Source organism: Geminicoccus harenae (assembly GCF_019800005.1).
In the GTDB taxonomy this organism is placed as follows: domain Bacteria; phylum Pseudomonadota; class Alphaproteobacteria; order Geminicoccales; family Geminicoccaceae; genus Geminicoccus; species Geminicoccus harenae.
Map to the genome: position 1 here is coordinate 1 of NZ_JABGCL010000031.1, position 20,724 is coordinate 20,724.

17 protein-coding genes are annotated in these 20,724 nt (G+C 70.1%); 8 read left to right on the forward strand and 9 right to left on the reverse strand.

Translation table 11 applies throughout. The annotated features are described in order from the left end of the window. Positions 1-290 precede the first annotated feature (290 nt). The gene (gene xylB / locus HLA95_RS21960; protein ID WP_222184528.1) at positions 291-1,796 is read left to right on the forward strand and encodes a xylulokinase; all 1,506 of its coding nucleotides are present in this window, start codon (positions 291-293) and stop codon (positions 1,794-1,796) included. A 243-nt stretch (positions 1,797-2,039) separates the two neighbouring features. Here the strand turns inward: xylB and HLA95_RS21965 are convergent, their stop codons facing one another. The 6 genes from HLA95_RS21965 to betI form a co-directional block, all read right to left on the reverse strand. Continuing rightward, positions 2,040-4,205 carry a calcium-binding protein gene (locus HLA95_RS21965; protein ID WP_222184530.1) on the reverse strand — a complete coding sequence of 722 codons (2,166 nt, stop codon included), beginning with the start codon at positions 4,203-4,205 and terminating at the stop codon, positions 2,040-2,042. Between the two features lie 213 nt (positions 4,206-4,418). Next, positions 4,419-5,624, reverse strand: a complete 1,206-nt coding sequence (choV, locus tag HLA95_RS21970) for a choline ABC transporter ATP-binding protein (RefSeq protein WP_223861598.1) — start codon at positions 5,622-5,624, stop codon at positions 4,419-4,421. Continuing rightward, a complete protein-coding gene (gene choW / locus HLA95_RS21975) occupies positions 5,621-6,475 on the reverse strand; it encodes a choline ABC transporter permease subunit (protein WP_191060603.1) in 855 nt (284 codons plus the stop codon). The genes choV and choW overlap by 4 nt, the downstream gene beginning before the upstream one ends. Before the next feature lie 62 nt (positions 6,476-6,537). Further along, entirely contained in the window at positions 6,538-7,485 is a 948-nt protein-coding gene (locus HLA95_RS21980; RefSeq protein WP_191060602.1) for a choline ABC transporter substrate-binding protein, read from the reverse strand. 26 nt (positions 7,486-7,511) lie between these two features. Next, entirely contained in the window at positions 7,512-9,176 is a 1,665-nt protein-coding gene (gene betA, locus HLA95_RS21985; RefSeq protein WP_191060601.1) for a choline dehydrogenase, read from the reverse strand. Continuing rightward, positions 9,176-9,769, reverse strand: coding sequence for a choline-binding transcriptional repressor BetI (gene betI, locus HLA95_RS21990; protein ID WP_222184532.1), 594 nt, complete (start codon positions 9,767-9,769; stop codon positions 9,176-9,178). The genes betA and betI overlap by 1 nt, the downstream gene beginning before the upstream one ends. A gap of 397 nt (positions 9,770-10,166) precedes the next feature. On the opposite strand from betI, the gene HLA95_RS21995 reads away from it, so the two are divergent. The 7 genes from HLA95_RS21995 to HLA95_RS22025 all read left to right on the forward strand — a co-directional run bounded on the left by HLA95_RS21995 (position 10,167) and on the right by HLA95_RS22025 (position 17,754). Further along, positions 10,167-11,765: an OpgD/OpgG family glucan biosynthesis protein gene (locus tag HLA95_RS21995; protein ID WP_191061410.1), complete on the forward strand. Its 1,599-nt coding sequence runs from the start codon at positions 10,167-10,169 to the stop codon at positions 11,763-11,765. Between the two features lie 130 nt (positions 11,766-11,895). Further along, on the forward strand, positions 11,896-12,498 hold the full coding sequence (locus HLA95_RS22000; protein WP_191061409.1) for an MlaC/ttg2D family ABC transporter substrate-binding protein: 603 nt from the start codon (positions 11,896-11,898) through the stop codon (positions 12,496-12,498). Between the two features lie 116 nt (positions 12,499-12,614). Next, positions 12,615-12,782: a Flp family type IVb pilin gene (locus tag HLA95_RS22005; protein ID WP_191061408.1), complete on the forward strand. Its 168-nt coding sequence runs from the start codon at positions 12,615-12,617 to the stop codon at positions 12,780-12,782. A gap of 216 nt (positions 12,783-12,998) precedes the next feature. After that, entirely contained in the window at positions 12,999-14,021 is a 1,023-nt protein-coding gene (locus HLA95_RS22010; RefSeq protein WP_222184534.1) for a sugar ABC transporter substrate-binding protein, read from the forward strand. A 203-nt stretch (positions 14,022-14,224) separates the two neighbouring features. After that, positions 14,225-15,757: a sugar ABC transporter ATP-binding protein gene (locus HLA95_RS22015; RefSeq protein WP_191060616.1), complete on the forward strand. Its 1,533-nt coding sequence runs from the start codon at positions 14,225-14,227 to the stop codon at positions 15,755-15,757. A gap of 2 nt (positions 15,758-15,759) precedes the next feature. Beyond that, positions 15,760-16,752, forward strand: a complete 993-nt coding sequence (locus tag HLA95_RS22020) for an ABC transporter permease (protein WP_322100160.1) — start codon at positions 15,760-15,762, stop codon at positions 16,750-16,752. A 3-nt stretch (positions 16,753-16,755) separates the two neighbouring features. Beyond that, positions 16,756-17,754 carry an ABC transporter permease gene (locus tag HLA95_RS22025; protein ID WP_191060618.1) on the forward strand — a complete coding sequence of 333 codons (999 nt, stop codon included), beginning with the start codon at positions 16,756-16,758 and terminating at the stop codon, positions 17,752-17,754. Between the two features lie 627 nt (positions 17,755-18,381). Here HLA95_RS22025 and HLA95_RS22030 read toward each other — a convergent pair. From HLA95_RS22030 to HLA95_RS22040, 3 genes are read right to left on the reverse strand one after another with little or no spacing between them, the layout of a single operon-like run. Then, on the reverse strand, positions 18,382-19,347 hold the full coding sequence (locus HLA95_RS22030) for a HesA/MoeB/ThiF family protein (protein ID WP_222184536.1): 966 nt from the start codon (positions 19,345-19,347) through the stop codon (positions 18,382-18,384). After that, entirely contained in the window at positions 19,344-19,946 is a 603-nt protein-coding gene (locus HLA95_RS22035) for a thiamine phosphate synthase (protein WP_191060139.1), read from the reverse strand. Before HLA95_RS22035 ends, HLA95_RS22030 begins: the two co-directional genes overlap by 4 nt. Positions 19,947-19,950: 4 nt before the next feature. Next, a complete protein-coding gene (locus tag HLA95_RS22040; protein ID WP_191060141.1) occupies positions 19,951-20,724 on the reverse strand; it encodes a thiazole synthase in 774 nt (257 codons plus the stop codon).

Genomic DNA, 20,724 nt, shown 5'->3' on the forward strand with positions numbered 1-20,724 from the left:
CCGGCTATCTGCCGGCCGCCGGGACACTCAAGACCCGGTGCGCTTCCACCATGCACAGGCCGTGCCAATGCAAGAAAGCCGCGGCAAGCACGGCCCAACCGTCCGCAGTCCCGCCACCCGCTCGGCAGATCCTGCCAACCACCGGCAAATCCTGCCGGGCAGAAATGGCCGGGTCCGCGACCTTCAGTCGGGCGGAGGCGGTGCTCGGCGGGCCGGCGCGTGATCTTCCGGTTGCGCCGCGGCAGCGGGCGCGCCAGGGATTCGGGCGGCAAGGGTGGGGAGGAACCGGAATGCAGCGCGCCACGATCGGAATCGATGTCGGCACCTCGGCGGTCAAGGGCCTGCTGGTGGGTCCGGACGGCACCGTGCTCGCCAGTGCGGTGCGGGAATATCCCCTGCTCACGCCGGCACCCGGCTGGACCGAGCAGGAGCCGGAGGAGTGGTGGCAAGCTACGGTCCAGGTCCTGCGGGAGCTGGCCGGGCAGGACGGCGTGGAGATCGCGGGCCTGGGTCTGGCCGGGCAGATGCACGGCTCGGTGTTCCTGGACGAGCGGGACCAGGTGATCCGCCCGGCGCTCTTGTGGAACGACGGGCGCACCGGCGCCCAGGCCGTCGAGATCGAGCAGCGGGTCGGCCGGCAGCGGCTGATCGAGATCACCGGCAATGCGGCCTCGGCGGGGATGCAGGCGCCCAAGATCCTCTGGCTGCGCGAGCACGAGCCCGACGCCTACCGGCGGCTGGCCAAGGTGCTCCTGCCCAAGGATTTCGTGCGCCTGCGCCTGACCGGCAGCTACGGGACGGACCCGGCGGACGCGTCGGGCACGCTGCTGTTCGACCTGAACGCCCGGAACTGGTCGGAAGAGCTGCTGGCCGCCCTGGAGATCCCGCGCGACTGGCTGCCGGAGGTGGCCGAGAGCCCCGAGCTGGCGGGTCGGCTGACGGAAGAGGCGGCCGCCCTGACCGGCCTGCCGGCGGGACTGCCGGTGGCCGCCGGGGCCGGCGACAATGCCGGGGCGGCCCTGGGTGCCGGCGTGGTGCGCCCGGGACAGGGCGTGCTCTCGGTCGGCACGTCAGGCACGATCTTCGTCCATGGCGGCCAGGCGATGCGCGACCCGAACGGCGCCCTGAACGGGTTCTGCGCGGCGGCACCGGGCGGCTGGCACCTGATGGGGGTGATCCTCGCCGCCGGCGGGGCGCTGCGCTGGTATCGCGATGCGGTGGCGTTCGAGGAGCGCGCGCGGGCCGCGGCCGACAGCAAGGACGTCTACGACCTGCTGCTGGCCGAGGCCGCCGAGGTGCCGCCCGGTGCGGACGGCCTGTTCTTCCTGCCCTATCTGTCCGGCGAGCGCTCGCCGCACATGGATGCGACCGCGCGCGGGGCCTGGATTGGCCTGACCCTGTCGCACGACCGGCGCCACATGGTCCGGGCGCTGCTGGAAGGCGTCGGCTTCGCCTATCGCGATTGCCTGGTACGGATGCGCGCGGAGGGGGCGGAGTTCGGCGAGCTGGTGGTGGTGGGCGGCGGGGCCAGGAGCGCTGCGTGGCGGCAGATGCTGGCCGACCAGCTGGGCCTCCCGCTGGTGGTGCCGCAGGCCGAGGAAGGGCCTGCCATGGGTGGTGCCATCCTGGCCAGCGTCGCCGCCGGGCTGCAGCCGGACGTCGAGCAGGCCGTGGCGGCGATGATCCGGCCCCCGGCAAGGCGCACCGAGCCCGATCCGGAGCAGGCAGCCGCCTACGCCCGCCTGCACGAGCGCTATGCCGCCTTCTACCCGGCCCTGCGCGGCCTGACTGGCTGACCCCTGCCAAGCTCGGCCGGCTGCTGGCGCGGCTGCAGGAGGACGCCCGGACGCTGGTCCTGCGCGTCGATCCGAACCGGCGCGAGCAGCTGCTGGCGAGCCGGCCGGACCTGTTCCACCTGACCGCGCACTACCGGCAGCACCCCTACGTGCTGGTCGTCCTGCCGATTATCACGATGGATGAGCTGCGCCCCCTGCTGACGGAGACGGCCGCCACGGCGGCCCGCAGGGGACGGCGCACCGTCAGCTGAACAGGTCGTCGGCTGCGACGGTCTTGTCGCCGATCCGGATCGTCCAGTCGGCATGGTTGGACTGCCAGTCCTCCACCATGCCGAGCGGGGTGGTGTCGACCGCCAGCCACAGGTCGCGCCCGACCGTCCAGGCGTCCAGATCCTTGAAGTCGATGCCCTCGATCTGGATCTGCGACTTGCCCTGGTGGTCGATGATCCGGTCGATGCCGCCGTCGCCGTGGCGCAGGAGGTAGGTGTCCTCGCCGGCGCCGCCTTGCAGCGTGTCGGTCCCGGCCCCGCCGTCCAGCCGGTCGTTGCCGGCACCGCCGAAGAGCTGGTCGTCGCCGCTCAAGCCCCGCAGATGATGCCCGGCATCGGAGGGGGCGCGCAGGATGTCGTTGCCGGCGGTGCCGACCACGTCCGGGGTGGGCTGCGGCAGGGTCGGGTCGGGGGTGACCGTCCCGTCGGTGAGGAAGGAGGCGATGCCCTTCAGGCCGCCCTTGGTCAGGATGCCGGACCAGTTGCCCTCGTGGCCCAGATACTGGTCGATGATCGCCACGTCCTTGCCGCCGACCCGGACATAGAGGTCGGGGCCGGAGACGATCGCCTGGACGTCGTCCGGATCCGCATCGAGCAGGCTGATCTGGTTGCTGCCGGAGAAGTCTAACACCCGGTCGGGCTTGGCCTCGGGCAGGCCGAACACATAGGTGTCGGCGCCCTCGCCGCCGTAGAGCAGGTCCGCACCGGCCCCGCCGTCCAGCACGTCGTCGCCGGCGCCGCCATGGAGGCGGTCCTCGCCGGCATCGCCATGGAGCCGGTCGTCGCCCTTGCCGCCATGGAGCTGGTCGTTGCCGGTGCCACCCCAGACCAGGTCGCGGCCGTCGCCGCCATCGATCCAGTCATGGCCGCCCCGGCCCCAGAGCTGGTTGTCGCCGGCATTGCCCTGGATGCGGTTGGCGCCCTCGCCGCCGACCACGTCATGCGCGGCCGTGCCCAGCAGGTCGATGTTCTCAATCGCCGGGTGGACCTGCTGGACGAACGGGTTGAAGCCTGTCGGCAGGCTCACGCCGACCTGGTCGCCCAGCACGAAGGTGGCGAGCCCATCCGGCGACAGGTTCGGCAGCTCCGCCCTGAGGCTGGCGGCATAGCTGTCACGGATCGCGACTGTGTCGATGCCGCCCTGGTCGAAGCCTTCACGGTTCTCGATCGCCAGGTCGCGCACGCTTTCCACATAGATCCGGTCGTTGCCGCCATCGCCGCTGCCGATGTCGGCGCCGGGACCGCCATCCACCGCGTCGTCGCCGGCCCCACCGCCGACCAGGTCGTTGCCGCTGCCGCCACGGACGACATCGCTGCCGGTGCCGCCATCGACAATGTCGTCGCCCTCCTGGCCGTCCACCAGGTCGTTGCCGGCCCCGCCCTGGAGGACGTCGTTGCCCTTGCCGCCCAGCACGACGTCGTCGCCGTCCTCGCCATCCAGGTCGTCGTTGCCGTCGCGCCCGTCGATGACGTCGTTGCCATCGCCGCCCCTGATCACGTCGTCGCGGTCGGTGCCGGTGAGCACGTCGTTGCCACTGCCGCCCTGCAGGTGCTCACCGACCGGGCCCAGCCCCTCACCGCCCCGGTCGCTGTCGTCGACCTCGACCGGCGGGATCTCAGTGGACGGCAGGGGGCTCAGGGTGATTTCGGTATTGATCCCGGCAAGCGCGGTCAGCCCTTCGAGCGGCTGGACCTGATCACCGCCGGCCGTTCCGGCCAGGGTCGGGACGCCCCCGGCGCCCGCCAGCAGCGCGCCGCCGCCCGCCATGGCGGCAGACCCCGGATCCAGCACCGGCACCGCCGCAGCCGCCGCATGGCCCTGTCCCTGACCGGCCGGTCCCGTCAGGCCCTCGCCGCGCTGGAGCGCCAGGCCGCGCTCACCACCACGGCCGGCCAGCGCACCGGCCTCGCCGCCGCCCTCGCCGCGGGGAAAGGCGAACATGCCCTGGTGCCCCTGAGCCAGCAGCAGGCCCACGAAGGCAGCACCCAGCGGCGTGCCGAGCGTGGCGTCGGCACGGCGGCGGCGCTCGCCGCGGCGCGGCCCGGCCCGACCATCGTCATCCAGCTCCAGACCCGGCACCGCCGGGTCCTGGCCCCCCGCAGCTTCCCCTCGAACCCCGCCCGCTGCCTGCAACGCCATGACCTGCTCTCCCGATGTCCCCGGCGCAGTGCCGAGTGGAACACCGAACGCTCACGAATGCCGATCTACCTGCAGATTAGTTGCTCATCCGCTTAATTACAAAGAGTTTTTCTACCTGTGGTTACATTCGACATGAAGCGGGCAATCAGCCGCAAGTCGAGATGAAGCAATGGCGCAAGCTGCGCCGACAACCGCCTGAACTCGCCGAACTATTTAAGCTGCCCGCTCGTGACGCCGCAGGATGGCGCCCAGCACGTCGCGCATGCCGACCGCACCAACCAGCCGGCCGGCCTCGTCCACGAGCGGCACCGGCAGGCCGCTCGCGTTCATGATCTGGATCACTTGGCGCATCGGCGCCGCAGGGCGTGCTACCGCCAGTTGCCCAACCTGCCCTGCCACAGTCTCCATCGGCGCCAGGCTCAGGCCCTGCTCCCCGTTGCGGGCCTGCAGGAGGGAGCCGCCCTCGTCCAGCAGCACGGCGGTGCTGCGCCGCCGGTCCAGCCACAGCCAGCCGTCCCCGCAGGGCTCCAGGTCGCGCCGGTCGCGCATCAGGTGGCGGGCGGTCAGCACGTTCAACGGATTCACGTTGGCCACGAAGTCGCGGACATAGTCGGTGGCGGGCCGTGCCACGATCTCCTCGGGCGGGCCGGCCTGGATGATCCGGGCGTCCTCCATGATCGCGATGGTCGAGCCCAGCTTCAGCGCCTCGTCCAGGTCGTGGCTGACGAACAGGATGGTCTTGTTCAGCCGGCGCTGCAGCTCCAGGAGCTCGTCCTGCAGCCGCATCCGGATCAGGGGATCCAGGGCCGAGAACGGCTCGTCCATCAGCAGGATGTCGGCGTCGGTGGCGAATGCGCGCGCCAGGCCCACGCGCTGCTGCATGCCGCCCGACAATTCATCGGCATGCTTGCCGGCCCACTGGGCCAGACCCACCAGCTCCAGCTTCTCCCCGACGATCCGCTTGCGCTCGGCCGCCACCATGCCGCGCAGCTCCAGCCCGAAGCCGACATTCTCGGCGACGGTGCGCCAGGGCAGCAGCGCGAACTGCTGAAACACCATGGCGATCCGCCTGGTGCGCAGGCGGCGCAGCGTGGCGGCGTCGCAGGCCTGGACGTCCACCGCCCGGCCTTCGTCCTGGATCAGCACCCGGCCGCGGGTCACCCGGTTCAGCCGGTTCACCGCTCGCAGGAGCGTCGACTTGCCGGAGCCGGACAGGCCCATCAGCACGCAGATCTGGCCGGGCTCGATCGCCAGCGAGGCGCCGGCCACGCCCACGACCTGGCCGGTCTCGGCCAGGATCCGCTCGCGCGAGAGGCCTTGCTCCACCAAAGGCAGGGCGCGTTCGGGCCTGGCCCCGAACAGGATGTCGACCTGGTCGAACAGGACGGCGCTGGCCCTGCCGCCCGCCATGCCACTCATCGGGGCCGCCCTGGACCGCGCCCGCCCGGCTGCTTGCATAGCCGGTCCAGCACGATCGCCACCAGCACGATGGCCAAGCCCGCCTCGAAGCCGCGCGCGACGTTCACCTGGTTCAACGCCCGCACCACCGGCTTGCCCAGACCGTCAGCTCCCACCAGCGCCGCGATCACCACCATGGAGAGCGAGAGCATGATGCACTGGGTGAGCCCCGCCATGATCTGCGGCAGGGCATAAGGCAGCTCGACCTTGACCAGGCGCTGCCAGCGCGTGGCGCCGAACGCCTCGCCGGCCTCCAGGAGTGGCTTCGGCACCGAGGCGATGCCCAGCTGGGTCAGCCGGATCGGGGCCGGCAGGGCGAAGATCACCGTGGAGATCAGGCCCGGCACGACGCCTAAGCCGAACAGGATCAGGGTCGGGATCAGGTAGACGAAGGTCGGGATGGTCTGCATCAGGTCGAGCACCGGGCGCAGCACGGTCATCACCCAGGGCCGGTGCGCCGCCAGTATGCCCAGCGGCACGCCCACCAGCATGCAGGCGGCCGTGGCCGCCACCACCAGCGCCAGCGTTTCCACCGTCTCGTTCCAGTAGCCGAGATTGGCGATCAGCAGGAACGAGGCGACCACCAGCAAGGTGAGCCGCCAGGAGCGGTGCAGCACCCAGGCGAGCAGGCCGAACAGGGCGATCAGCAGGAGCGGCGGGCAGGCCTTCATCAGGTCGATCAGCCAGCCGATCGCCCCGCCGATCACCAGCGAGACGAAGTCGAACAGCCACCAGGCATGCTCGTTGAGCAGGTCCACCCCGCCCGAGATCCAGGAGCCGAGCGGGATCTTGTGCGCGGTCAGCCAGTCCATGGCGCCCCTCCTTCGCCTGCCGCTGGTGGCGCGCCGCGGCCGACCGAACGCGGCGCCTGCCTTCAGAGCCCGAGATGGCCGCGGGCCGCCGCCAGCCCGTCCTGGCCGTCGAAGCCGGCGACGCCCGCGAGCCAGCCCTCCAGCACGTCCGGATGTGCCTGGAGGTAGCTCTTCGCCGCGTCCGGCCCGTCCTGCCCCTCGTCCAGGATCTTGCCCATGACCTCGCTCTCCATGGGCAGGGTGAAGCTGAGGTTCTGCAGGAACTTGCCCACGTTCGGGCACTCGGCGAGATAGCCCTGGCGCACATTGGTATGGACGGTGGCGCCGCCGAAGTCCGGCCCGAACACCTCGTCGCCGCCGCTCAAGTACGCCAGCTCGAAATTGACGTTCATCGGATGCGGCTCCCAGCCCAGGAACACGATCGGCGCCTTACGCCGCACCGCCCGGCTCACCTCGGCGAGCATGCCCTGCTCGGAGCTTTCCACCAGCTCGAACTCGCCCAGCCCGAACTGGTTCGCGTCGATCATGGTCTGGATCAGCCGGTTGCCGTCATTGCCCGGCTCGATTCCGACGATCCGGCCGCCCAGCTGGTCCTCGAACTTCGCGATGTCGGCGAAGTCCTTCAGCCCCTCGTCATGGAGGTATTTCGGCACGGCCAGCGTGTATTTCGCACCCTCCAGGTTGGTGCGCACCTCCTCCACCGTGCCCTTGTCCAGATAGGGCCGGACGTCCGCCTCCATGGTCGGCATCCAGTTGCCGAGGAACACGTCGATGTCGCCATTGCCGAGCGACTGGTAGGTCACCGGCACCGACAGAATCGTCGAGCTCGGCTGGTAGCCCAGCCCCTCGAGCACCACCGAGGCCAGCGAGGTCGTGGCGGTGATGTCGGTCCAGCCGACATCGGCAAAGCGCACGGTCTTGCAGGATTCGGGCTCGGCCGCCCGCAGCCCGCCACCTCCGGCGAGCATGGCCAGGGCGGCTGCGGCAACAAGAAGGCGAAGTCTCGGCATCGGCGTTTCCCTCCTGATCTTACTGGCTAGCGCTGCCTGGTCTGCCAGTCCGGTGCTGAATGGACGGGGGCGTTGGAGCGCGGCAGCTGCTCTCGGCCGCGCAGCATGTCGGCGGCTTTCTCCGCGATCATGATGGTGGGCGCGTTCAGGTTGCCCGAGGGTTCCGAGGGCATGATCGAGGCATCCACCACCCGCAAGCCGGCCAGACCCACCACGCGACACTGTGGATCGACCACGGTCATCGGATCGGCCGGATCGCCCATCCGGCACGTGCCGCAGGGATGGTAGGCGGAATCGGCCTTCTGCCGGACGAAGCCGTCCAGCTCCGCAGCACTTCGTACATGAGCGCCGGGCATGATCTCCGGGCCGCGATACGCGTCGAAGGCCGGCTGCGCGAAGATCTCGCGGCTCAGCTCGATCGAACGGCGCATCTCGATCCGGTCGCGCTCCTCGGCCAGGTAGTTCGGCTGGATGCGCGGATGGACGCGCGGATCGGCCGAGCGAAGCGTGATCTCGCCGCGGCTGGCCGGCCGCATCGGCCCGACATGGACCTGGAAGGCGTGCCGGTCGCCGGGCGCCCTGCCATGGTCGCTGACCAATGCCGGCAGGAAGTGGAACTGGATGTCGGGATGCTCGATGCCGGGGCCGCTGCGGATGAAGCCGCCGGCCTCCAGGTGGGAGGATGCGGCGGCACCGTCATGGCGCAGGAACCAGCGCAGCCCGACCAGCACCATGTTGTGCGGCTTCATCGTGTCCATGAGCGTGACCGGCTGGGTGCAGGCCTGCTGCACGTAGAGTTCCAGATGGTCCTGCAGGTTCTTGCCCACACCCGGCAGGTCGTGGACCACCTCGATGCCATGGGCCGCCAGCTCATCGGCGGGGCCGATGCCCGAGAGCATCAGGAGCTGCGGCGCGTTGATCGCACCGCCCGAGACGATCACCTCCTGCCGGGCGGATACCATCTTGGTCCGCCCGTTCTCGACATACTGCACGCCCGTGGCCCGGCCCCGCTCGACCAGGATACGGGTAGCGAAGGCACCGGTGACCACCGTCAGGTTCGGCCGGCCGCGCGCCGGCTCCAGATAGGCCAGACGCGTGCTGCAGCGCCGGCCGTTGCGGATGGTCATGTCCATCCGCCCGACCCCCTCCTGCTGGAAGCCGTTCATGTCGGCGGTGAACGGGTAGCCGGCCTGCTGGCCGGCCTCCAGCCAGGCGTCGAACAGCGGGTTGGTCGAGTTGCCGCGCCAGACCGAGAGCGGGCCGTCGCCACCCCGATACTCATCCGGACCCAGCGAGAAGCTCTCGGCCTTGCGGAAATAGGGCAGCACGTCGGCATAGGCCCAGCCCGTGCATCCCTCCTGTTCCGCCCAGCGGTCATAGTCCTTCGCGTGGCCGCGAATATAGACCATGGCGTTGAGCGCCGAGCTGCCGCCCAGCACCCGCCCGCGCGGCCAGTACAGTTCCCGGCCGTCCATGTGCGGCTGGGGCTCGGTGCGGTAGTACCAGTTGTAGCGCTGATCCATCAGGTTGTAGGTCAGCGCCGCCGGCATGCTGATCTTCCAGCTCCGCCCGACCGGCCCCGCCTCCAGCAGCAGGACCTGCCGCTCCGGATCCTCGGACAGGCGCGCTGCCAGCACGCAGCCGGCCGAGCCGCCGCCCACGATCACATGGTCGAAGCCCGCATCCGCCATCAGGCTGCCTCCCCGCGGCCGGCGAGGAACTGGTCGAGATGGCCGAAGGCGAGCTGCAGCGCGATTTCGGGCGTCACCCGCGTGTCCCCCGAGGCCGCGCGCAGGAACAGGCCGTCGATCAGGCTGGCCAGCGACAGGACGGCGAGCAGGGCCTGTTCCTCGGGCAGGAGCCGGCGCAGATCCGCCAGCACCGTCGAGCGCAGCCGGTTGATGTAGACCCGGCGCAGCCGGTCCAGCGGCGGCGCGAACGGCGCCTGCGCCCAGAAGGCCAGCCAGGCGGCGCAGATCTCCGGGCGGAACTGCGAGGGCGCGAAGCAGCCCTCGATCACCGCCCGCAGCCGGCCGCGCGGGTCGCCCGCAGCCGCCAGGCGCGAGGTCACTTCCTGGCGGAATTCCACCAGGATCCGGCGCATCGCCGCTGCCAGCAGGTCGTCCTTGCCCGCGAAATAATGGTGGATGATTCCAGGCGACAGCCCGGCCTGCTGGCCGATCCGGACCACCGTGGTCTCGTGCCAGCCATAGCGGCACAGCGTCTCGATCGCCGCGTCGATCAACTGACGCTTGCGGACCGGCTCCATGCCCAGCTTCGGCAAGGCGCTCCCTCCATGTTACCGCGAACTCTGCCGCGGCATGTTTGGTCGATCAATCAAGAAAGCGCGGACGGAGATACGCCCCTGCCGCGACCCGCCGCTCCCGATGCTGCCCGGCAGATCGATGCCGGTCATGACCGGACGATGCAGTACTCGGCGGTATTGCCGCCATCCGGAGCATGTCACGGTTGCAGTGAAACGACGACCATCATTCGGGCCACGACGTCCGGCTCTTGCTCTGCGGACCGCCAGTTCTTCGGCCCGGCTCGTTCCAGACGGGCATCCCGGAACTCGGCCCATCGACCGCTGGCCCCCGGGCCGGGCCGCCTGGGACGCGACTTGACGCCCGCAGCACCGCCGACCATCTCCTGCGGCGATCGCCGACGACATGAAGCAGCCCATGCCCCCGTTCACGCGCCGCGACGCCCTCGCCTCGTTCGCCACGCTCGCAGCATTGCTCGCCACGCCTGCCGGCCTGAAGGCGGCGGAGGAAACCGGCCTGCGCTTCGGCGAGGGCCGGCCCTTCTCCTTCGAGGGCCTGATCGAGCGCGCCCGGCAGATGGCCACGGAAGACCATGTGCCGCCGCCCCGGCCGGTGCCGGAGATCACGGAGCAGATCGACTACGACGCTCATGGCAAGCTGCGCTACAAGCCCGAGCACGCACTCTGGGCCCATGGCGAGGGCGTCTATCCCGTCACCTTCGTCCATCTCGGCCGCTACTTCCAGAAGAGCGTGCGGATGAGTGCGGTCGGCAGCGACGGCCAGGCGCGCGAGATCCTCTACGATCCGGCCTACTTCACCATGCCGGACGACCATGTCGCCCATCAGATCCCGACCGATGCCTCGGCATTCGCCGGTTTCTGGGTGCGCGAAAGCAACCGCGCCGGCGACTGGTCGGCGCGCGAGCCCTGGGCGACCTTCGTCGGCGCCTCCTACTTCCGCACCGTGGGCGAGCTCGGCCAGGTCGGCATGTCGGCGCGCGGCATCGCACTGAACTCGGGCGGCGATGGGCCCGAGGAGTTTCCGGACTTCACCGAGTTCTATCTGGAGCCGACGCGGAGTGAGGGTGAGCCCTTCGTGTTCTCTGCCCTGCTGGACAGCCCCAGCATCACCGGCGCCTACCGGTTCCGCATGCATCGCGGCGTGGGCGTGATCGTCGAGGTGGAAAAGCACCTGTTCCTGCGCGCCGACATCGAGCGGCTGGGGATCGCCCCCCTCACGTCGATGTACTGGTACGGCGAGTATCCCTCGACCCACAGCCATGACTGGCGCCCGGAGGTCCATGATTCCGACGGGCTGGCCTTGTGGAACGGTGCCGGCGAGCGGCTGTGGCGCCCCGCGATCAACCCGCCGCGGATCGTGATCTCCAGCTTCAGCGACGAGAACCCGCGCGGCTTCGGCCTGTCCCAGCGCGACCGCAACTACGACCACTACCTGGATGGCGTCTCCTATGACCGCCGGCCGAGTTGCTGGATCGAGCCGATCGGGGCCTGGGGCAAGGGTGCGGTGCAGCTGGTCGAGATCCCGACCGACGACGAGATCTACGACAATCTGGTGGCGTTCTGGCTGTCCGAGCAGCCGGCCAAGGCCGGCCACGCCCTCACCTACCGCTACCGGATGCACTGGCTGAAGGACGAGCCGTTCTTCCCGGTGGCGAACCTCGCCCGCGCGTTCGCGACGCGGATCGGCCGCGGCGGTGAGCCCGGCAAGGAACGGCCGGCCGACGTGGTGAAGATGGTGGTCGAGTGGGACGGTGAGATCCTGAAGTCGATCCCCTGGGGCGTGCGCCCGACGGTGGAAGCCTCCGCGTCACGCGGCGAGCTCAGCCTCCAGCGCGCCGAGCCGATCTGGTACACCGATCGCTGGCGCTCCGAGTTCGACCTGAAGTTCGATGGCGAGGACCCGGTGGAGCTGCGCTGCTTCATGAGCCTGGAAGGCCAGCCGATCACCGAGACCTGGCTGTTCCAGCTCCACCCCCAGGTGCTGGCCCATCGCTAGCGGCAGGTGCGCAGCCGGATATGCTGTGACGAAAATCACTCCGGATCCCGCAGGACCTTCTTAACCAGGAGCGGTCATGAAGGTCGCCAGATCCTGTGAAGATCCTGTACGGCCTCGCTGGAGTAGCCGCATGTCGTCCCGTCGTTCCCTTCTCGCCGCCCTCCTGGTCGCCGGCTCGCTGCTGACGGGTGCAACCCTGCCGCTCGCGGCGGCACCTGATCAGGCGCCCGAAGCCGTCATCGACCGGTTCGGCGAGCAGGCCGTGGCAGCCCTTGCCGCCACCCAGAACGATCCGGCCGCCCGCCGGCAGCGCTTCGCGGAGCTGATGCAGGGCGACGTCGACATGCCGAGGATCGCTGCCCTGGTGCTGGGCCGGGCCTGGCGCACTGCCAGTCCGGAGGAGCGGAACCGGTTCACGAAGGTGTTCCAGGAGCACCTGATCGCCACCTACAGCCGCCGGTTCGACTCTTATGCCGGCGAGCGGCTGGAGGTCGGCGGCCAGACGGAGGCGGGCGAGGACGTCCTGGTGAACAGCCGGGTCACGCCCAAGGGCGGCGAGCCGATCGACGTGGTCTGGCGGCTGCGCGAGAAGGACGGCCGCTGGCGGATCATCGACGCCTCGGTGGCGGGCGTCAGCATGGTGGTCACCTGGCGCAACGAGTTCGCCGCGGTGATCGAGCGCGAGGGGCTGGACGGGCTGATCCGCCGGCTGGAGGAGCAGGCGGTCGGCTAGGCCGGCCCTGGCGGACAGTGGGCGCCACCCAATTCTGCGCGGCGCTAACGATGCCTTAACCCGGACAGGTCCAGGATGAGCGGGCAAGTCCCCCGCTTCTTCCGGGAAGGTTGTCGATGGCCCATCTGTTCCGCCTGTTCCGCTGCCGGCGTGGCAGCACCACGCTCGAATACGGCCTGGTCGCCATCCTGCTGGCGATCGCCGTGATCGGTACGCTCTCGACCTTGGGCAGCGAGTTGCAGAGCAGCCTGGGCGACCTGCACTGGGGTAGCAGCACCGAATAGCGCTGCACCCGTACCGCGCCGCGGCCGTTCCTTCGGTGTCTTGCCGCGCTCCTCTCGGTCGATTCGCCCTGCCGCTGCCGTTCTGCCCCTGGTCGGCTCCGGATTCCGGCCCGGCTCCTCGTTAAGCCAACCATAGGTTTATCTTGCTTGCCGGCCGGCCCATCCATCGGCAGAGACGGGCGGCGCAGAAGAGCTCGGGGCGGGAGGAACAGGCCGATGGATCGTTTCAAGCTGCTGGAACTGGGGCGGCGTGGGCTGCTGGGCGGCGGCGCGCTGGCAGCGGCCGGGCTTCTCGGCCTTGGCGGCGGCAGGGGCCTGGTGCGGCCGGCCGCGGCTGCCGAGGGCGATGACGTGCCCTCGCTGGAAGGCAAGACGATCGCGATCAGCATCGTCGGCACCGACCATCACTGGGACCTGGAGGCCTACAAGGCGCAGATCGCCGAGGTCGAGCGGCTGGGCGGCACGGCGGTCGGGCTGGATGCCGGGCGCAACGACCAGAAGCTGGTGGCGCAGCTCCAGACCGTGATCGGGCAGAAGCCGGACGCGGTGGTGCAGACGCTGGGCACGCTCAGCGTGATCGAGCCCTGGCTGATCCGGATCAAGGAGGCCGGCATCCCGCTGTTCACGGTCGACGTGCCGACCCCGCACTCGATCAACAACACCACGTCCGACAATTTCATGATCGGCTCGTCGCTGGCCCTGCAGCTCGTCTCCGACCTGGGCGGCAAGGGCAATGTCGTGGTGTTCAACGGCTTCTACGGGGTGCCGGTCTGCGCCATCCGCTATGATCAGCTCAAGGCGGTGCTGAAATACTTCCCGGACGTGAAGATCCTGGAGCCCGAGCTGCGCGACGTGATCCCCAACACGGTGCAGGACGCCTATACCCAGATCACCGCGGTCCTGAACAAGTACCCGGAGAAGGGCTCGGTCAACGCGGTGTGGTCGGCCTGGGACGTGCCGCAGCTGGGCGCCACCCAGGCGATCGCCGCCGCCGGCCGCAACGAGGTCCGCACCTATGGCGTGGACGGCAGCCCCGAGGTGGTCGAGCTGGTGAAGGACCCGGATTCGCCGGCAGCGGCGGTGGCGGCCCAGCAGCCGGCCGCGATCGGCAAGGCCTCGATCCAGAACATCGCGCGCCATCTGGCCGGCCAGCCCGTGCCGAGCTTCACCTTCCTGCCCTCGATCCTGGTCACCAAGGCGAACGCCGCGGAGGCGCAGAAGCAGCTGGGCCAGGGCTGATCGGCTTGGCCGGGAGCCGGGCCGGCAGGTCTCGGCCCGCTGCCCGGCCGCAACGGAGCTTGGGCAACCGGGCCACCCGCCCTGCCCCGGCTGACCGGTGGCGAGCCTGCGGCCGGGTGTCTCCTCCTCGGCCGAATGCCGTGAGGTGACCGCCCCGCACGCAACCCGGACCCCGGCGCTGATTTTCGGACATCGTCTTCTTCATGCGGACCCAGATGCCCTCGACCGACCAATCCGCCTCGCCGCCGGCCCTTGCCATGCACGGCCTGATCAAGGACTTCGGCGGGGTGCGCGCCCTGGACGGTGCCGAGTTCGAGGCGAGATCCGGCGAGATTCACGGGCTGGTCGGCCAGAACGGTGCCGGCAAGTCGACCCTGATCAAGGTCCTGGCAGGGATCTATCGGCCGGACGAAGGCCGGATCGCGATCGACGGCCAGCCGGTTTCCGACCTCACCCCGCACAAGGTCGACCGGCTGGGCATCCAGTTCATTCACCAGGACCGCCTGCTGGTGCCGAGCTTCACCGTGGGCGAGGCGGTGTTTCTCGGCCGGGAGCGCACGGCTGCCGGCCTGCTCGCCAGGCGGCGCATGGAGCGGGAGGCGCGGGCGCTGATCGCCGAGCAGTTCGGCGTCGAGCTGCCGAAGGGCGCGCTCATCTCCGAACTGACCACCGCCCAGCAGCAGCTCGTCCAGATCGTGCGGGCGCTGGCGCAAAAGCCGCGCATCCTGGTGTTCGACGAGCCCACCGCCGCCCTGGTCAAGCGCGAGGTGGACCGACTGTTCGCCATCATTGAGCGGCTGCGCGGCCAGGGGATCACGATCGTCTACATCTCCCACTATCTCCAGGAGATCGAGCGGCTCTGCGACCGGGTCACCGTGCTGCGCAACGGCCGCCATGTCGGCACGGTCAGCCCTGCAGCCACGCCGGCGCGCGAGATCGCCCGGATGATGGTGGCGCGCGACATCGGAGAGCTGTTCCCCAAGCGGCAGGTGACGCCCGGCGCCCCGGCGCTGGCCGTGCGCAAGCTAGCAAGGCGCCCGCATCTGCAGGAGGTCTCCTTCACCCTGCGTCGGGGGGAGATCCTGGGGGTGACCGGGCTGCTGGGCTCGGGCGTGAAGGAGCTGGTCCGCCTGCTGTTCGGCCTGGACAAGCCCGATGCCGGCCAGGTCGAGATCGGCGGCCAGGCTGCCACGCTCGGCAGCCCTGCGGCCGCGGTGGCACGGGGCATCGCCCTGGTGCCGGAGGATCGGCGCGGCCAGGGGGTGGCACTGGATGCCAGCGTACGTGACAACACCACGCTGGCCAGCCTCGCCCGGTTCGCCCGCGGCGGCCTCGTTCGCCGCAGCGAGGAAGATGGGGAAACGCGTCGGCTGATCGAGGAGCTGCGCATCCGCACGCCCGGGCCCGACACCGCCGTGCGCGACCTGTCGGGCGGCAACCAGCAGAAGGTGGTGATCGCCAAGTGGCTGGCACGGCGCTCCGAGGTGTATCTGCTGGATGAGCCGACTGTGGGCGTGGACATCGCTGCCAAGGTCGAGATCTACCGGCTGATCGGCGAGCTGGTCGAGCAAGGTGCCGCCGTGCTGCTCGTGTCCAGCGACCTGGACGAGCTGGCCGGCATCGCCGACCGGATCCTGGTGCTCTACCGGGGTACGGTCGTGCGCGAGCTGCCAGCCAAGGACGCGAGCTCCGATGCCCTGCTCGCCTGGTCGACCGGTGCGATGGAGGCGGCATGAGCATGGTGGTCGAGCAGGCGGGCGGCGAGCGCGCCGACCTGCGCCGCCTGGGCACGCTGGCGCTGCGCGCCGGCTCGCTCCTGGCCTTCGTCGCCGTGCTGGTATTCTTCTCGGCGACAGCCCCCTTCTTCCTGAGCTTCTTCAACTTCACCAACGTGATCGCCCAGTCGGCCATCCTGGCGATCCTGGCCTTCGGCATGACGGTCGTGATCATCGGCGGCGGCGGCAACGTGGTGACCGGCGGGATCGACCTGTCGGTTGCGGCCAATCTCGGCCTGTGTGCTGCCGTCTATGCCTCGCTGATCCAGGCAGGCCAGGGCGACGCGGTGGCGATCCTGGCGACGCTGCTCACCGGCCTGACCGTGGGGGCCACCAACGCCTTTGCCGTGGTGGCGGTCGGCATCCTGCCGCTGCTTGCCACCCTCGCGGTCATGAACGTCGCCGCCGGCCTGGAGCTGGTGCTGACCGAGAACACCGTACTTTCCGCCTCCACCCCGTTCCTCATGGCGATCAACAATATCGGCCCGCTCGGCGTGCCCAACCTCGCCTGGATCCTCCTGGTCGTGGCCGTCGCCCTGATCCTGCTGGTCCAGTTCACGCCCATGGGCCTGCGCCTGCAGGCGGTGGGCGAGCATCGCGAGGCGGCACGCGCCGCCGGCCTGCCGGTCGCGCGCTATGTCGCCGCGACGTATCTGGTGAGCGGTCTGTTCGCCGCCCTGGGCGCAATCCTCTCGGTGGCCTACCTGAGCGGCAGCAGCACCGGGTCGGCCGAGCTGCTGCTGGGCGTGGTGGTGACCGCCCTCCTAGGCGTGGTGTTCTCGCGCCGCCTGGTGCCGACGGTCGGCGGCACCCTCCTGGCAGCCCTGTTCATCGGCTTTCTCGGCAACGGCTTCCAGCTCCTCAACATCTCCAGCTACTGGGTGAGCGGCGTCCAGGGCGCCCTCATCCTCCTGGTGGTCGCGGCCACCTCGGTCCTGCGGCGCAAGGAGAGCTGAGCCATGGCCCAGGCAACCCTCACCCCGGCACAGCACCGGCGCCGCCGCCTGCCGGACCTCGTCTTCCAGATGGGCCTGCCGCTGGCCCTCCTCCTGGTGGTGCTGTTCTTCGCCTGGTCCAGCCCAGCCTTCCTGGTGCCGAGCAACCTGGAAAGCGTGCTGGTCAACAACTTCACCCTGCTGGCGATCGTGTCGATCGCGATGACGCTGGCCGTGGCGTCGGGCGGCATCGACCTGTCGGTCGGCACCGCGCTGGACTTCGCCAGCCTCCTGTTCGTCAGCCTGATCGCGGCCGGCCAGCCCTTCGGGATCGCACTGCTGGCGGGCCTGCTGGGCGGCCTGGGTGCCGGCCTGTTCAACGCCTTCCTGATCGTGGGCTTAGGCATCACGCCCTTCCTCGCCACGCTCGGCACGCTGTTCATCGGCCGCAGCGTCCAGCAGCTCACCACCGGCGGCGGCATCCCGATCTACCTGTCCAAGGCCAAGGTGCCGGAGGCGGCGACCTTCCTGGCCCATGGCGACATCCTCGGCATCGCCACGCCACTCTGGGTAGTGACGATCCTGATCGTCCTGTTCACGGTCCTGCTGCGCGCGACACCATTCGGCCGGCGGGTGACCGCGATCGGCGTGCAGCCGGCGGTGGCCTGGTACTCGGGCCTGCCGGTGCGGCGCGATCTCGTGCTGGTCTATCTGCTCAGCGCGCTGGTCGTCGCAGTGGCCGGCCTGATGCTGTCGGCCACGGTCAACGCCTATGTGCCCTCCTCGGGCAACGCCTTCCTCCTGAACGCGATCGGCGCCACCTTCATCGGCACCACGCTGGACCGGCGCGGCCGGCCGAACGTGCCGGGCACGGTGCTGGGCGTGCTGCTGCTGGCCGTGGTCGCCAACGGCCTGCTCCTGATCGGCTGGAACTTCTACTGGCAGCAGGTCGGCACCGGCGTGCTGATCTTCCTGGTCCTGGTGGCGAGCTTCGCCAGCCGGCGCTGGCGCAAGGCCGGCTGATCAGCCAGGCCGCGGCGGTGACATTGCCGCCGGTCTGCGCCAGCGCGCCCGCCACCACCGCCCGCTCCGCCCGGGCGAAGCCCGGCAGGTCCGACAGCTCGGACCGGAACAGCACGTCACCCAGTCCGAGCGGGCTGATACGCAGATCGCTCCGGAGACCCAGCGTCTGCCGGGCGCCATGGGTGGCACTCACCACCCGGCGGCCGCCGTCCAGCGCCACCAGGGGCACGGACACGTCGTCCGGCCCCTCCGGCAGGGCCAGGACCAGGTGGCACGCGTGCAGCCCAAAGAAGCAGGCCTGCCCGATCCGCCAGGCGGCCTGGCGCACCGCCGCCATCACCAGCGGCACGACCTTCCCGCTCGGGTCCGGGCGGAAGGAGGAAACGTCCAGTGCCCCGGCCAGTTCGCCCGCCGCGTCGAACAGCGGCGCCACCGTGCAGGTCAGGCCGGTATGGCGCCGGCAGAAATGCTGGTCGCGATGGATGGGCCAAGTCCAGGTCGACCGGGTGCCGCATCATTGCGGGCTGGGCTCGGTGGCCGAGCTGATCGAAGGTGTCGGCCATTTCATGCTGGTCGAGGACCCGACCGGGATCAACCGGCCGATCCTGGCTTCCTTGAGCGGACCCGCTAGCCGGCCGCCACCACCGCCAGGTCACGCCAGCCGCGTTCGGCCAGAATCCGGGCCGCCCGGTGCGCGCGGATTCCGGCAGCGCAGGCCAGCACCACCCGGCGGTCGCGCGGCAGCTCGGCGGTGGCGATCTCGGCCGGCAGGATGCGCCGGGCACCCGCGTGGACGGGCTCCGGTGCCTCCTCAGCGTCGCGCAGCTCGACCACGCAGTCGTCGCTCTGGATCGTGTCGGCCTCCACGAACGGGATGGTCGGCCCGTCGGGCTCGGGCGTGCCGAGGAAGGAGAAGCCGCCGAAGCCGAGGCGGCGCAGGTCGACCGAGACCAGCCGGCCGGACGGCGACGGTTCCAGGCCCAGGACCAGCTGCAGGACCATGTGCGCCTGGAGCGCTCCCATGGTCGCGACCACCGAACCCAGCACGCCGTTGGCGGCACAGGAGCCGACGGTGGTCGGCATGTCGGGAAATACCGCACGATAGCTGGGGGCCGTCCCGCAGAACGTGCCGACATAGCCGCCCAGGCCAAGCACGGCCGCGGAAACTAGTGGCTTGCCAGCCGTTTGGCAGGCATCGCTCAGGATATAGGTGACCGCCAGGCTGTCCGCGGCATCGACCACGATATCCACCTGGCCGACCAGCTCCGGCGCCAGGCGCGGCGTGAGCTTCCGCACGAGCGGTTCGACGCAGATCTCTGGATTATAGGCCAGAATGGCGTCTTGGGCGGCCACCGCCTTGGGCCGGCCGACATCGTCCATCCGGAAGAGCGGCTGGCGATGGAGGTTGGAGGTCTCGACATGGTCATGGTCGACTACGACGAGTCGGCCGATCCCCGCACCGGCCAGCGCCAGCAGCACGGGCGAGCCTAGCCCGCCGGCACCCAGCACCAGCACGCTGGCCACTCCCAGCCGCGCCTGCCCGTCCGGGCCGACCTCCGGCAATACCATCTGCCGGGCGTAACGATCGCTCATGTCGGTTGCCTCGTCACGTCCAGCCATTCCCGGCAGCGGGCCTCGGGATCAGCGTTGAGCAGCACGTCGGTGACCACCGCCACGCTGTCCGCCCCGGCCGCCAGTGCCGCGGTGCCACGTTCCGGGGTGAGCCCGCCGATCGCGACCAGCGGAACCCGGCCGATCCGCTGCTTCCAGATGCCGATCCGTTCCAGCCCCTGCGGCGCCCAGCGCATCTGCTTCAGGACCGTCGGGAAGATCGGGCCCAGCGCCACATAGTCGGGCTCGGTCGCCAGCGCCCGGTCCAGCTCGGCATCATCATGGGTGCTGACACCCAGCTTCAACCCGCCCTTGCGGATCGCCGCCAGGTCCGCCTCCTGGAGGTCCTCCTGGCCCAGATGGACGAAGTCGCACCCCTCCTCCAGCGCCAGCCGCCAGTAGTCGTTCACGATCAGCTGCGCGCCATGGGCCCTGGCGAGGTCGCGGCCCTGGCGGACCAGGGTCTTCAGCTCCGCTGGCGGCAGGCCCTTCATGCGCAGTTGGACCAAGCGCACGCCCACCGGCAGGAGCCGCTCCAGCCAGCGCGGGTGGTCGACGATCAGGTAGAAGGGATCGAGCATCGGATCAGCTCCGGAACGCCGTGCCGAGCACCGGCGTGGAGGGTGCCGCCATGTCGCGCGGCTCCATGGGATCGGCCTCGAATGCCAGGCGCCCGGCTTCGACCGCGTGGCGGAAGGCTTCGGCCATCCGCACCGGATCGCCGGCCTTGGCGACTGCGGTATTGAGCAGGATCGCGTCGTAGCCCAGCTCCATGGCATCGGCGGCATGGGAGGGCAGGCCGATCCCGGCATCGACCACCAGCGGCACGTCCGGGAAATGGGCGCGCATGCTGCGCAGGGCGAACCGGTTGTTCAGCCCCTTGCCGGAGCCGATCGGGGCGCCCCAGGGCATCAGCACCTGGCAGCCCGCCTCTACCAGCTTCTCGGCCACGATCAGGTCGTCGGTGGTGTAGGGGAACACCTGGAACCCGTCGCGCGTCAGGATGCCGGCCGCCTCCACTAGCGCGAACGGGTCGGGCTGCAGCGTGTCGTGGTTGCCGATCACCTCGAGCTTGATCCAGGGCGTGCCGAACACCTCGCGCGCCATCTGCGCGGTGGCGACCGCCTCCTTGACCGTGTGGCAGCCGGCCGTGTTCGGCAGGACCTTCACGCCCAAGGAGCGGATCAATGACCAGAAGCCCTGCCCGGCGCGCTCCACGCCCGATTCGCGCCGCAGCGACACGGTCACCACGTCGGAGCCCGCCGCCTTGACCGCATCGGCCAGGATCGCCGGCGAGGGGTATTGCGAGGTGCCGAGCAGGAGACGCGAGGTGAGCTTCGTCCCATAAACTTCCATGAT